The sequence below is a fragment of the Streptomyces indicus genome, assembly GCF_900100315.1.
GTDB lineage: Bacteria > Actinomycetota > Actinomycetes > Streptomycetales > Streptomycetaceae > Streptomyces > Streptomyces indicus.
Window position 1 is genome coordinate 39,015 of record NZ_FNFF01000003.1, and the last position, 12,768, is coordinate 51,782.

12 protein-coding genes are annotated in these 12,768 nt (G+C 73.6%); 5 read left to right on the top strand and 7 right to left on the bottom strand.

Translation table 11 applies throughout. The features are described from left to right. Positions 1–45 precede the first annotated feature (45 nt). Together BLT97_RS09650 and BLT97_RS09655 are read right to left on the bottom strand one after the other, a co-directional pair. Positions 46–1,551 carry a hypothetical protein gene (locus BLT97_RS09650; RefSeq protein WP_093608400.1) on the bottom strand — a complete coding sequence of 502 codons (1,506 nt, stop codon included), beginning with the start codon at positions 1,549–1,551 and terminating at the stop codon, positions 46–48. A 142-nt stretch (positions 1,552–1,693) separates the two neighbouring features. Further along, positions 1,694–2,392 carry a GntR family transcriptional regulator gene (locus BLT97_RS09655; protein ID WP_093608401.1) on the bottom strand — a complete coding sequence of 233 codons (699 nt, stop codon included), beginning with the start codon at positions 2,390–2,392 and terminating at the stop codon, positions 1,694–1,696. 166 nt (positions 2,393–2,558) lie between these two features. On the opposite strand from BLT97_RS09655, the gene BLT97_RS09660 reads away from it, so the two are divergent. The 5 genes from BLT97_RS09660 (at position 2,559) to BLT97_RS09680 (ending at position 7,159) form a co-directional block, all read left to right on the top strand. Then, a complete protein-coding gene (locus tag BLT97_RS09660) occupies positions 2,559–3,869 on the top strand; it encodes an MFS transporter (RefSeq protein WP_093608402.1) in 1,311 nt (436 codons plus the stop codon). Further along, positions 3,866–4,705, top strand: a complete 840-nt coding sequence (locus tag BLT97_RS09665) for a putative hydro-lyase (RefSeq protein WP_093608403.1) — start codon at positions 3,866–3,868, stop codon at positions 4,703–4,705. Before BLT97_RS09660 ends, BLT97_RS09665 begins: the two co-directional genes overlap by 4 nt. Positions 4,706–4,863: 158 nt before the next feature. After that, positions 4,864–5,613, top strand: a complete 750-nt coding sequence (locus tag BLT97_RS09670) for a LamB/YcsF family protein (RefSeq protein ID WP_245769238.1) — start codon at positions 4,864–4,866, stop codon at positions 5,611–5,613. Next, on the top strand, positions 5,610–6,299 hold the full coding sequence (locus BLT97_RS09675) for a 5-oxoprolinase subunit B family protein (RefSeq protein ID WP_093608405.1): 690 nt from the start codon (positions 5,610–5,612) through the stop codon (positions 6,297–6,299). Before BLT97_RS09670 ends, BLT97_RS09675 begins: the two co-directional genes overlap by 4 nt. Further along, a complete protein-coding gene (locus tag BLT97_RS09680) occupies positions 6,296–7,159 on the top strand; it encodes a 5-oxoprolinase subunit C family protein (protein WP_093608406.1) in 864 nt (287 codons plus the stop codon). Before BLT97_RS09675 ends, BLT97_RS09680 begins: the two co-directional genes overlap by 4 nt. Before the next feature lie 14 nt (positions 7,160–7,173). Here BLT97_RS09680 and BLT97_RS09685 read toward each other — a convergent pair whose 3' ends face one another. The 5 genes from BLT97_RS09685 to BLT97_RS09705 all read right to left on the bottom strand — a co-directional run bounded on the left by BLT97_RS09685 (position 7,174) and on the right by BLT97_RS09705 (position 12,593). Then, entirely contained in the window at positions 7,174–8,043 is an 870-nt protein-coding gene (locus BLT97_RS09685) for an SGNH/GDSL hydrolase family protein (protein ID WP_093608407.1), read from the bottom strand. Next, positions 8,040–9,206, bottom strand: coding sequence for a glycosyltransferase (locus BLT97_RS09690; protein ID WP_093608408.1), 1,167 nt, complete (start codon positions 9,204–9,206; stop codon positions 8,040–8,042). The genes BLT97_RS09685 and BLT97_RS09690 overlap by 4 nt, the downstream gene beginning before the upstream one ends. Beyond that, entirely contained in the window at positions 9,203–10,327 is a 1,125-nt protein-coding gene (locus BLT97_RS09695; RefSeq protein WP_093608409.1) for a glycosyltransferase family 4 protein, read from the bottom strand. Before BLT97_RS09695 ends, BLT97_RS09690 begins: the two co-directional genes overlap by 4 nt. A 161-nt stretch (positions 10,328–10,488) precedes the next feature. Then, entirely contained in the window at positions 10,489–11,898 is a 1,410-nt protein-coding gene (locus BLT97_RS09700) for a hypothetical protein (protein WP_093608410.1), read from the bottom strand. Positions 11,899–12,200: 302 nt separating this feature from the next. Beyond that, entirely contained in the window at positions 12,201–12,593 is a 393-nt protein-coding gene (locus BLT97_RS09705; RefSeq protein WP_093608411.1) for an ankyrin repeat domain-containing protein, read from the bottom strand. Between the last annotated feature and the right edge of the window lie 175 nt (positions 12,594–12,768).

Consider the following 12,768-nt stretch of genomic DNA (forward strand, 5'->3'; position numbering starts at 1 on the left):
GCTCCTTGTCGCGTGGGGTGGAGAAGTGGTGGACGAGCAGACGGGTCACGCCGCCTCCGTCCGGTCGGCCGCCATGCCGGCGGCGTCCAGCAGGGCGGTGCCGACGATGAGGTCGGCGCCGCCGAACTCCGGGTCGTCTAGCTGCGTCCCGTCGTCCACGGCGAACAACAGCTTCTGCTCGCCCTGGCGGTAGGCCGTGCCCACCGGCGGACTCGCCGCGTGGACCGCCAACAGGGCGACCAGATACGGCAGTTCGGGGTCGATGCGGCGCGCGTCGGCCAGCAGCCCCGACAGACGCCGCGGTGCCTCGTGCTCCAGGTCGAGCAGCTCCATGGCCCGGGCGAGCTGCTCCTCGCTGAACCGGCTGTCGTCCGGCGTGGCGATCACGTCCGGCTCGGGCATCTCGGCGCCGAGGTGCTCCCGCTCCAGGGGCGGGGTCAGCAGTATGTCGACCAGGTCGCCGACGCGTACGGACGTGGGCGTGCGCAGCCCGGTGCCGCGGGCGAAGAACGCGTCGGTCACGCGGATCGCCTGCTCCACGGGGAGCGGCAGCAGAGGCGCCACCAGCTGCCCGTACAGGTCGAGCCCGATCCGTCCGGACGGTGGCGCGAAGGCCTGGCGGTCCTGCTCGGCACGGAACAGCGGTCCCGCTTCGAGCAGCCGCGACTGAAGCTGCGTATGACGGCGGATGCAGTCCTTGACGATGTCGACGAGCTCGGCGGCGCGGCGCTTGTGCTCCTGGTCCTCGGCCTCGTCGCGGGCCTTGCGGATGTTGGTGAGGATCGCGTTCTCGTGCCGGTAGCGGTCGGCCACGTGGTCGAGGGCCTCGGCGATCATGTCGGGCACCGCTTCGAGCCAGTCGACCGCGCGCACATTGCGGCGCGTGGCGTCCAGGGCCCGGCGGAGCGTCTCCGAGTATTGCACCGTCCGGTAGCGGGCCTGCTCGGCGGCGAGCTGGGCGTCCGCGAGCCGGCCGCGGCTGATCAGGACCTCCAGCTTGACCTCGGCGGCGATCTGCGCGCTGGTGACGTCCGTGTCGAGGGCGCCGACGAGGACATTGACGGCCTCATCGGTCGTACGGAGATAGACGCCGCCCCCGTACCCCGGGACCTCTTCGATCAGCTTGAAGTCGTAGTCACGCCGGACATAGCTGCCGTCGGGCGCGAAGGTCCCGTACACGGCGCGGAAGCCCCGGTCCACGCTGCCGACATTGATCAGGTTCTCCAGGACCCAGCGGGCCACCCGCTCGTGCTCGGCGGCCGGCCGCTGCGGGGCCTGGGCGGCGATGCGAGGGATGAGGCGGGCAACGATCTGCTCGTGGTCGGCGCCGGTGTCGAAGTCCATGTTCAGCGTGACGAGATCGATCGCCGCGAGGGCGACCTCGGCCATCGCGTACACCGTGTACTCACCGGCGAGGTTGGCCTTGCGCACATCCAGATCGTGCAGCGGAGCGGTGCAGGCGAGCGCGCGCAGGCGCCGCGCCAGGCCTTCGTCGGCGGCCGGGCCCGGTGCCGGAGACGGGTGGATCTTCGCCGGGGCAGGAGCAGTCACGACGCAAAGATTAGGCGCTCACACTGACAACGACCGAAACGGCGCAGTTGGGACTGCTTGTCCCGAAGCCTCACGGCACCTCGTCCCGCTGCTTCACGACGTCTCGCCCAGCACGCCGACCCGCACCCGAATGTGCCGCGCCTCACACCCCGGAGGCGCCCGAACCCTCCGCGAGCCGGCGCGCGTACGCCTCGACCACCCGCAGCCGCGAATCCTCCAGATACCCGGCGAGCAGCTTCTCGGCGGCCGCGCGTCCGCCCCCGTCGAGCGTGTCGAGCAGTTCCGCGTTGCGCGCGAGATACGGCTCGTGCAGGCGGTGCGGATCGTCGACGAGGTGGAAGGCGAGTCGGAGTTCGGCGAAGACGCTGCGCATGAGTTCGTCCGTGCGCCGGCTGCCGGCCAGGGCGACGAGTTCGCCGTGGAAGCGGATGTTGGCCGTGCCCACTCCCGCCCAGTCCTCGGCCCGCGCCGCCCGCCGCCCGTCCTCCACGGCGCCGCGCAGCCCGTCCAGCGCGTACGGCGGCCTGCCGAGTCCGCGCACCACCGCGCACTCCACGAGCTGCCGGGTGCGGTAGATGTCCTCGACGTCCTCGACGGTCAGGATCCGTACGAACACCCCCCGGTTGAGCTCGTGGACGAGCAGCCGCTCGTGCGTGAGCAGCCGGAACGCCTCGCGCAGCGTGTTGCGTGAGACCTTCAGGGCCGCGCCGATCGCCTCTTCCGACAGCCGCTCCCCCGGCGGGAAGTAGCCGTCCGCGATCCGGCCGCGCAGGATGCCGGCGACCCGTTCCGCGGTGCTGGTGCGGCCGAGCAGTGCGCGGTCGTCCTCGAGCCCGTTCATGGCCGGGATTCAACCGCAGAATCCACGAACCTTCCACCATGGGTATTGAGGAATCGTTCAACAATCCTCTACGGTGACGAACACCGCACGCAGGCACACCCCGCACAGGCACAGGCACAGGCACGAGCACAGGCACACTCCCCTCCACCGACAGCGAGGTGCCCGGATGACCGCGACCCCACCGTCCCGCGACCTGAAGGCCGTCCCCGACACGCCCGCGAGCACAGACCCCGAACTCCCGGCGGAACAGGGCCCGTTGGCCTGGTTCAGGGACCTCGGCCCGCGCGGCCGGCGCGCCTTCGCGGGCGCGTTCGGCGGCTATGCGCTGGACTCGTACGACTACTTCACGCTGCCCCTGAGCATGGTCGCGATCGCGGCCTACTTCGGTCTGAACAACGGCCAGACCGGCCTGTTCACCACGGTGACCCTGGTGGTCTCCGCGGTGGGCGGCGCGCTCGCCGGCGTGCTCGCGGACCGCATCGGCCGCGTGCAGGCCCTGATCGTCACCGTCGTCACGTATGCCGTGTTCACCGTGGCCTGCGGCTTCGCGCCCAACTACGAGACGCTGCTGGTCTTCCGCGCCCTCCAGGGCCTCGGGTTCGGCGGCGAGTGGGCGGTCGGCGCGATCCTCGTCGCCGAGTACGCGAGCGCAAGGCACCGCGGCCGCACACTCGGCGCGATCCAGAGCGCCTGGGCCGCGGGCTGGGGCCTGGCCGTGCTCGTCTACACGCTGGTCTTCCAGTTCCTCGACGACGACACCGCCTGGCGCGTCATGTTCTTCACCGGCGCCCTGCCCGCCCTGCTCGTGCTCTACGTCCGGCGCAACGTGCAGGACGCCCCCGAGGCCGCCGAAGCACGCAAGAGGAGCCCGCACAAGGGCAGTTTCGCTGCCATCTTCAAGCCGGGACTGCTGCGCACCACCCTCTTCGCCGCACTTCTGTCGACCGGCGTGCAGGGCGGCTACTACACCCTCGCCACCTGGGTCCCCACGTTCCTCAAGACCGAGCGCGGCCTCACCGTCGTCGGCACCGGCGGCTATCTGGCAGTGCTGATCTCGGGCGCCTTCATCGGCTATCTGACCGGCGGTTACCTCACGGACGTCCTCGGCCGCAAACGCAACATCGCGCTCTTCGCGGTCCTGTCCGCCCTGTGCATCCTGGCGTTCGGCTCGATCCCCGAAGGCTCCAACGGGCTGCTGCTCGTGGTGAGTTTCCCGCTCGGGTTCTGCATGTCCGCGATCTTCAGCGGCTTCGGCTCCTTCCTCGCCGAGCTCTACCCCACGGCCGTACGCGGCACGGGCCAGGGATTCACGTACAACACGGGCCGCGGCGTGGGCGCCGTCTTCCCCACGCTGGTCGGTTTCCTGTCGGACAGCTGGGGCGTCGGCGGAGCGCTCGTGTTCGGCGCGCTGGCGTACGGCATCGCGGTCGTCGCCCTGGTCGGACTGCCCGAGACGCGCGGCCGGGAGCTCACATGACACGGCACGGAGCACACCTCACGGACCGTCATGCCCCGTACGAGAGCGGCCAGTTGCCGCTCCACCGCCGCAAGCCGCGGGCCGCACGCGCCCACTTCCGGGCGGGCGCGGACGAGCCCACGGCGGGCTGGGCGCCCGGTCACACCCAGGTCAACCTGATCTCGGTGCCCGCGGACTGGGCGTACGACACGCTCCTGTTCTGCCAGCGCAACCCCAAGCCCTGCCCGGTGCTCGACGTCACCGACAAGGGCGAGTGGCGCACGCGGCTCGCGCCTGGCGCCGATCTGCGCACCGACCTGCCGCGCTACCGCGTGTGGCAGGACGGCGAGTTGACCGACGAGCCCAGGGACGTGACCGGGTGGTGGCGCGAGGACCTGGTCACGTTCCTGATCGGGTGCAGCTTCACCTTCGAGGCCGCGCTCACCGCCGCCGGCATCCCGATGCGCCACGTGGAACAGGGCCGCAACGTGCCGATGTACCTCACCGACCGCCCCTGCCGCAGCGCGGGCCGGCTGAGCGGGCGGATGGTGGTCTCGATGCGGCCCATCCCGCCCGAGCTGCTGTCCACGGCGATCCGCGAGACGGCCCTGCTGCCCGCCGTGCACGGGAGCCCGGTGCACTGCGGTGACCCGTCCGTGCTCGGCATCGAGGACCTGGGGCGGCCCGACTTCGGCGACCCCGTGGACATCCGGCCGGGCGAGATCCCGGTGTTCTGGGGCTGCGGGGTCACCCCGCAGGCGGCGGTCATGGAGTCACGGCCGCCGTTCGCACTCACCCACGCACCGGGACGGATGCTCATCACGGATACGCGCGACGATACGTACCGGGTGATCTGAAACCCGCCGACCGCCCCTCTCGCACCGAAGACAGCACGCAACCGAAAGCAAGCACCGCAACCGAAGGCAAGCACCCGCACATGAGCCCTGAGAACCGCCCGAGCCCGGAGGCCCACTCTGGCTCAGAGACCCACTCGAGCCCTGCGCCCCACCGCCCCGTGATCGACCTCAACGCCGACCTCGGCGAAGGCTTCGGGCGCTGGCGGCTGACCGAGGACGAGCAGCTGCTCCCGGTCGTCACCAGCGCCAACATCGCCTGCGGTTTCCACGCCGGCGACGCGGCCACCATGCGCCGGGTCTGCGCACTCGCGGCCGAGCACGGGGTACGGATCGGCGCCCAGGTCTCGTACCGGGACCTGGCCGGGTTCGGACGGCGCGCGATGGACGTGCCCGCCGACGAACTCGCCGCCGAAGTCGCTTACCAGATCGGCGCGTTGGAGGTCTTCGCCCGGGCGGCCGGCGCGGCGGTCGCCTATGTGAAGCCGCACGGCGCGCTCTACAACCGGGTGGTGCACGACGAGGAGCAGGCCGGCGCGGTCGTGGACGGCGTGCTCCTCGCGGGCGGACTCCCGGTGCTCGGCCTGCCGGGCTCCCGCTTCCTGGACCTCGCCGCGAAGGCCGAACTGTCGGTGGTCGCCGAGGCGTTCGCGGACCGCGCCTACACGGACGAGGGCACGCTGGTGCCGCGTACGCGTGAGGGAGCGGTCGTCACCGATCCCTCGGCTGTCGTGGAACGCTCGCTGGGCCTGGCCCGCGATTCCGCCGTCACGTCGCTGGACGGCCGACGGATCACGGTCCGGGCGCGCTCGCTCTGCCTGCACGGCGACACCCCGGGCGCGGTGGAGCTGGCCCGGCGGGTACGGCGGCACCTGGAGGAGCACGGCATCGAAGTGGCGGCCTTCGCATGAACGGCACCGAAGCCCCGGAGCCCGCCTCTGCACGCGCCACCGAAGCCCCCGCCTCCGAACGCCGCATCCTCCCGGTCGGCGACAGCGCGCTTCTCGTCGAACTCCCCTGCGCCGCCGAGGCGGAGGCCCTGCATGCGGAGCTGGTGCGACTGCGCGCGGCCGGCGTCTTTCCGGCGGTACGCGACCTCGTGCCCGCGGCCCGCACGGTCCTCCTCGACGGCCTGACCGAACCGGTGCACCAGGTCGCCGCCCGCCTCGCCGCCCTGCCCGTACCCCCCGTGCCGCCGCGCACCCATGAGGTGGTCGAGCTGCCGGTGCGCTACGACGGACCCGATCTGGCGGAGGTCGCCGACCACTGGGGCGTGCCGGTCGCGGACGTTCCGCGGATCCACGCGGACCTCGAATTCCGCGTCGCCTTCTGCGGGTTCGCGCCCGGGTTCGGCTATCTGACCGGACTGCCCGAACGGTACGCGGTGCCGCGCCACGCCACTCCGCGCGCCGCGGTCCCGGCGGGCTCGGTAGCCCTCGCGGGGCCGTACACGGGCGTCTATCCGCGCTCGTCCCCCGGCGGCTGGCAGCTCATCGGCAGGACGGAGGCCGTGCTGTGGGACCACACCCGCACTCCGGCCGCGCTCCTCTCCCCCGGCAGTCGGGTGCGGTTCCGCATCCTCGGGGAGGCGGCGTGACCGACCGTGCCCTCGTCGTCGTACGCGCCGGAGCGCTGACCACGGTCCAGGACCTGGGCCGCCCGGGCCACGCCCATCTCGGGGTGCCGCCCTCGGGCATGCTCGACGTCCCCGCGGGCCTGCTCGCCCACCGTCTGGTCGGCAACCCCGCGTCGGCGGCGCTCCTGGAGACCACTCTCAACGGCGTTGATCTGCGCCCTCGTTGTGCGGTCACCGTGGCCGTGACCGGTGCCCCCTGTCCGGTCGCGGTGGACGGTCGGCCTGCCGCCTGGGGCGCGCCGGTCCGCGTGCCGGCGGGCGCGCTGCTCTCCGTGGGTGCGGCCCTTTCCGGCGTACGTTCCTACGTCGCCGTCTCGGGCGGCTTGGACGTTGACCCGGTGCTCGGCAGCCGCGCCACGGACCTGCTCTCGGGCCTGGGCCCGGCCCCGCTCGCCGACGGCACCGTGCTGCCCCTGGGACCCGTGACCGCCGCGCCCGCCCGGATGGACCTCGCCCCGCAGCCCGCCCCGCCCACGGAGCTGGTGCTGCGCATCGCCCTCGGCCCGCGCGACGACTGGTTCACGCCCGCGGCACTCCGCACGCTCACCACCCGCACCTACCGTGTCTCCGCGACGAGCAACCGCATCGGCCTGCGCACCGAAGGCCCGCCCCTGGAACGGGCGGTGACCCGTGAACTCCCCAGCGAGGGCGTGGTGTCGGGCGCCGTGCAGGTCCCCGCGAACGGCCGCCCGGTGATCTTCCTGGCCGACCGTCCGACGACGGGCGGCTACCCGGTGGTGGCGGTGGTCAGGCCCGCGGACCTGGCGGCGGCGGCGCAGGCGGTACCCGGGACGGCGGTGCGTTTCGTACGGGGACGCTGACCGGTCATTCCCTTTCAGGCCGCCTCCTCCCACCACCCCACCGACACCGCCGCGAGCGCCGCCGAGGCCGCGCGGGCCGCCTTGAGATCCAGAGTGGCTGAGGTGCCGCGGGCATGGTGGTGGACCTCGTGCGCGGCCAAGGCGAGGAGCTGCGGCAGCAGATCCGTGCACCGGCGTACTACCCACCCCGTGCCGGCCGTTGCCAGCCAGAACAGGCTGGCCGAACGCGTCGGTTCCGGATGCTCGGGCTCGGTGGACGGCGGCGGGCCGAGCACGTGGCCGAGCTCCGCGAGCCGGGCGTGGAAGCGCACGGCGAGCATCCGGTGGCCGCGCTCACCGGGATGCAGCCGGTCGGCACTCCACATCGCGCGGTCCCCCACCCAGGCGCCCTGCGCCGCATGCAGATGCACCGCGCCGTACCGCTCGGACAGGGCGTGCACCACGGAGTTGACGGCCCGCTGCCGCCGCGCGAGGGGACGGGCCAGGGCGGGCGGCAGCCCCAGCTTCCTGCCGGGATCGGGCAAGCAGGCGGTGAGCAGCAGGGCGCCCCGTCCGCTGCACGCGGCGTAGACGGCGTCGAGCCGGGCCGCCACGGCGGCGATGTCGAAGGTGCAGCGCAGGGTGTCGTTCACGCCCACCACGACGGACACCACGTCGGGTGCCCGAGCGTCACCGAAGGCCAGCGCGGCGGGCAGCTGGCGCTCCAGGACGTCGCGGGTCTGGGCGCCGCTGACGGCGAAATTGCGGAATTCCACGGGCCGTTCGCCGCCGCCGAGCGAGGGCGCGAGCAGCGCGGCCCAGCCCCGCCACCCGCCGTCGACCGGATCCCCGACCCCTTCCGTGAGGGAGTCGCCGAGCGCCACGAAGCGCAGGGCTCGGCTCATGACCGCACCCGTTCCGGGCGCGCCACCACACGGACCGGCGCCTCGTGCGCCGCCAGGAAGGCCGCCACCGCGCGGTCCCAGCCGAAGCACTCGGCACGCGCACGGGCGGTGGTGCGCCGCAGCCGTTCCGTCCGACCGAGCAGCGCCTCCACGGCGTCGGCGAAGGACTCCCCGTCGTCCGCCGCCACCACGCCCGCCGGCCCGAGGATCTCGGCGAGCGCCGAGGAGGCACTGGCCACCACGGGTGTCCCGCACGCCAGCGCCTCTAGCGCGGCCAGCCCGAAGGTCTCGGCCGGCCCCGGCGCCAGACACAGGTCGGACGTGGCCTGGAGCGCGGCGAGCCGGGCCCGGTCGGCGACGTGCCCGAGGAATGTCACGGGCAGCGCCCGCGCCCGCTGCTCAAGGCGGGCCCTCAGCGGCCCGTCCCCCGCCACGACCAGGCGCACCGGCAGACCGCGCTCCCGCAGCACCCGTACGGCGTCGATCGCGGTGCCCGGACGCTTCTCCACCGAGAGCCGCGAACAGAGCGCGAGCAGCACTTCGCCCTCGCACGCGTAGCGCGCCCGCAGGGCCAGATCGCGCAGCCCGGGACGGCAGCCGATGAGATCCACGCCAAGGGGTGCCCGTACGACGTTGCGCGCCCTGATCCGTACGAACTCGCGCTCGGCCCACTCGGTGGTGCACACCACGCGGGAGTACGCGTACGCCGTACGGCGGTTGAGGCGGTCGGCCGCGCGGCGGGCAGCCGGCTCGGGCAGGCCCCAGGTGCGCAGCACCCCGTCCGCCGTCTCGTGCGAGACCATCACGGCGGGCACACGCGCCCGCCGCGCCCACTCCCCGGTCCAGCGCAACGTGGTGCGGTCGCTCACCTCCAGGCGGTCCGGTGCGAGCCCCTCCACGAGCCGGGTCAGATCGCGCCGGCCGGTCAGCACGCGGTAGCCGCCGGTCCCGGGCAGCAGCGGCCCCGGCACGATGATCACGCGCCCCTGCGCGGTCATCCGGTCCTCGGCTCGCGCGCCGGGCACGATCAGGACCGGCTCGTGCCCCGCGGCCAGGTAACCGGCGCCCAACTCCCGCAGCGCCGTGCGCAGTCCACCGGAGGCGGGGGCGACGAAGTTGGCCATCCGCACGATCCGCAGCCCGGTGCCCGCCCGCGCGCTCATGCCGCCACCGCCGTCCGCCGTGCGGCGAGCACCTCGGCGTAGTGGCCGAGGAGCTGGTCGCCGACGGCCTCCCAGGTGCGGTCCGCCACCGCGGCCCGGCCGGCCCGGCCGTAGGCGGCCCGCAGCCGGTGATCGGCCGCCAGGGACCACACCGCGTCCCGCACGGCCTCCGCGTCGCCCGGCGGCACCAGGATGCCGGTGCGCCCGTGTGCGACGAGGTCGAGCGGTCCGCCCGCGGCCGGGGCGATCACCGGGACGCCGCTGGCCATGGCCTCCTGCACCGTCTGGCAGAAGGTCTCGAAGGGCCCGGTGTGCACGAAGAGGTCCAACGAGGCGAAGATCCGGGCGAGTTCGCCGCCGGTACGCCGCCCGAGGAAGTGCGCTCCGGGCAGGGCGGCCCGCAGCGCCGGCCCGCTCGGGCCGTCTCCGGTGACGAGCACGCGTACGCCGTCCAACCGGCAGACCCCTGCGAGCAGTTCGACCTGCTTCTCGGGCGCGAGCCGCCCCACGTACCCGACGAGCAGCTCGCCGTCCGGTGCGTAGCGGCGGCGCAGTCCCTCGTCCCGCAGCTCCGGCCGGAACCGGCCGGTGTCCACGCCGCGCGGCCACAGGGCCACCCGCGGCACCCCGTGCGCGACCAGGTCGGCGAGCGCCGGGCTCGACGGGGCGAGGGTCAGGTCGGCGGCCTTGTGCACCGCCCGGATCCGGCGCCAGGCCGCCCCTTCACCCGCGCCCATGTACGTACGGGCGTAGCCGGCCAGATCGGTCTGGTAGACGGCGACGGCGGGCAGTCCGAGCCGGGACGCGGCCGCCATCCCGCGCACCCCGAGCACGAACGGACCGGCCAGATGGACCAGTTCGGCCCGGTGCGCGAGCAGCGCGGCCGTGACGCGGCGGCTGGGCAGCGCCACCCTGACCTGGGGATAGCCGGGCAGCGGCAGGGAGGGGACGCGCACCACGGGGCAGGGCGCGTCGGCGTCGGGGGTCTTGTCGGGTCCCGCGGGTGCGACGACGAGGGGGTCGTGTCCGCGCCGGACGAGGTGGCGGGCGGTCTGCAGGGCGCAGTGCGCCACGCCGTTGACGTCGGGGGGAAAGGATTCGGTGACGATGACGACACGCATACCGGTGTTGTCGTCGCCCGCGGCATGGCCGCGCCAACGTGGATCTTTCCGGCGGGGGAACGTCCCATGAGCGTTCCGCTCCGACGGGCCCCCGGTCTCAGGTCACCCGGCATGCTCCGGGGCCGCGGCACCCGCGCGAGGGCGGCGAACCCGCCCGGCCGCTACGCCTCGGGCCCGATCCGGCTGCGCACGACGGTCTCCATCTCGGTCTCCTCCGCCGGATCGGCGGCGAGCCGGCGCAGCTGCTCGACGACGCGGCTGTCCGCGGTCTCGGCGTGCCGTGCGGCGAGTTCGCGCGTGGTCTCCTCGCAGTCCCACAGGCATTCGACGGCGAAGCCGGCCGCGAAGGAGGGGTCGGTGGCGGCCAGCGCCGCGGCGGCGCGCCCGCGCAGATGGGATGAGGCGGTCTCGCGGTAGATATGGCGCAGGACGGGGGCGGCACACGCGATGCCGAGCCGACCGGTGCCGTCGACGAGCGTCCACAGCGTGGGCCCGTCGGGTCCTTCGGAGCGCACGGCTTCGCGCAGCGCGCCGAGCACCAGCGAGGCGTCCTGGGCGCCGCCCCTGCAGGCGAGCACCCGTCCGGCCGCGGCACCCAGGGCGTCGGGCCGGGCGGCCCAGCGTCGGGCGCGCTCGAGCGCGTGGTCGTCCGTCATCCGCTCGAAGGCGTCGACGGCGGCCTCGACGACGACCCGCGAGCCGTCGGCGAGGGCGGCTTCCACCAGATCCAGTACGACGGGATCGCCGGCGTCGGCGAGATAGCGCAACGCGGTGCACCGCGCCCCGTCCGACCCGGACCGCGCCACGGAGATGATCTCCGGCAGGTCCTCGGGTCCGGCCACGGCGGCCAGGCAGCGGGCGGCCGGCACATGGCGTCCGGCGCCGCGCTCCATGGCCTCCTCGGCCCAGGCGAACACGGCGGCGACGCTCCATCCGGGGCGTGGCCCCGATGGCCTCAGCTGCCGTTGCCACTGGTCGAAGGAGCCGCGCTCACCGGCCGCGCGCACCCGGCCGCCGATGAACTCCCGCTTGTCCTCGGCCCACAGGCGCCACGGCCGGGGCTCGAAGGCGTCGCGCACGGCGGCGGCCAGCTCGGCGTCGCCCTCCGCGGTCCGCGGGAAGCGGGCGAGCACGGGCTCGGCGAGGGCGCGCAGCCCGGCGTCGTCGTCGCGCAGGGCGAGTTCGTCCAGCGCCCAGGCCCAGTTGGACCCTTCGGCGGCGTACCGGCGCAGCAGCATCAGGGCGTCGTCACGGCCGTACGAGGCGAGGTGGCCGAGCACGGAGAGCGCGAGGCCCGTACGGGACTCCTCGCCGTCGAACACGTCCTCGGCGCTGAACAGGTGCTCCGCGATCCGCTCCAGCGGGCCGCCGAGATCGAGGTAGAGCCGCGCGTAGTAGAGCGAGCGGTTCTCCACCTGCCAGTCGTGGCGGGGATCGCTCAGCACACAGTGGTCAAGGGCCGCGAGGGCTTCCTCGCGGGGGGCGGTGAGCGCGTGCAGCGTGCCGTCGCCGCGGCCTCGCTGGAGCAGGCCGAGCAGCGTACCGCTGGGCGCTATGACCGTGTCGAACATGGAAAGAGCCTCACATCAAGCGTCGACGCAACAGGGGGTGTCCGTGCACTACCTGCAGGTGCGACAACACGTGCGGCTGCCCGTCGTCTGCTGCTTGCTGTAAGCCATCTTTCTCTGCCTCTCGGTCGGCGGCCCCGGGTCAGGGCCGGTCACGGTCCGCGTGCTGCGGCATCTGCCCAGCAGTCGTGTCCGTGAATCACGACGTCATGATGACCCAGCCGCTTCGGCCGGGTCGACCAGATTTCCGCTGACCCCCCGTGTACCCCCGTGCGGCCCGGTTTCCCGGACCCCCGCCCCCGGGGCTACTGGGCGCCGAACAGCTCGAGCAGGTCGTTCTTGCCGAACATCCGCGCCGTGTCCACCGCCGAGGGCGTTCCTGCCGCCGGGTCGGCGCCGCCGGCGAGCAGCGCCTCGATCACCTCGGTCTCGCCCTTGAACACCGCGCCCGCCAGCGGCGTCTGCCCCCGGTCGTTGGCCCGGTCGGCGTCCGCGCCGCGCTCCAGGAGGACCCGTACCGCGGCGGCGTGGCCGTGATAGGCGGCGAGCATGACGAGGGAGTCGCCGCGGTCGTTCGTGAGGTTCACCGGTACACCGGCGTCCACGTACGCGGCGAGGGTCTCGGTCTCGCCCTGGCGCGCCAGATCGAAGATCTTCGTGGCGAGCTCCACGACCTCCGGATCGGGTGTCTGCGTCATCGGCCGGACCTTTCATCAGGGGTGGCCGCACCAGGTCGGCCGTACGAGTGAATCGACAGCGTACTGCCCGTCACAGCACATGCCTGCCCCCGCCCGAGGCAAAGATCACTTCGAGCTGCTCCGCAGCTCGGCACCCGCACGACCGGCTCAGCAGCCTGCTGCCATACGGGGGAAA

What these genes read in the sequence shown, in the direction of transcription:
- BLT97_RS09655 (WP_093608401.1), bottom strand. Translation starts at nt 2,392, where the DNA reads ATGAACGGGCTCGAGGACGACCGCGCACTGCTCGGCCGCACCAGCACC.
- BLT97_RS09660 (WP_093608402.1), top strand. Translation starts at nt 2,559, where the DNA reads ATGACCGCGACCCCACCGTCCCGCGACCTGAAGGCCGTCCCCGACACG.
- BLT97_RS09665 (WP_093608403.1), top strand. Translation starts at nt 3,866, where the DNA reads ATGACACGGCACGGAGCACACCTCACGGACCGTCATGCCCCGTACGAG.
- BLT97_RS09675 (WP_093608405.1), top strand. Translation starts at nt 5,610, where the DNA reads ATGAACGGCACCGAAGCCCCGGAGCCCGCCTCTGCACGCGCCACCGAA.
- BLT97_RS09685 (WP_093608407.1), bottom strand. Translation starts at nt 8,043, where the DNA reads ATGAGCCGAGCCCTGCGCTTCGTGGCGCTCGGCGACTCCCTCACGGAA.
- BLT97_RS09690 (WP_093608408.1), bottom strand. Translation starts at nt 9,206, where the DNA reads ATGAGCGCGCGGGCGGGCACCGGGCTGCGGATCGTGCGGATGGCCAAC.
- BLT97_RS09695 (WP_093608409.1), bottom strand. Translation starts at nt 10,327, where the DNA reads ATGCGTGTCGTCATCGTCACCGAATCCTTTCCCCCCGACGTCAACGGC.
- BLT97_RS09700 (WP_093608410.1), bottom strand. Translation starts at nt 11,898, where the DNA reads ATGTTCGACACGGTCATAGCGCCCAGCGGTACGCTGCTCGGCCTGCTC.
- BLT97_RS09705 (WP_093608411.1), bottom strand. Translation starts at nt 12,593, where the DNA reads ATGACGCAGACACCCGATCCGGAGGTCGTGGAGCTCGCCACGAAGATC.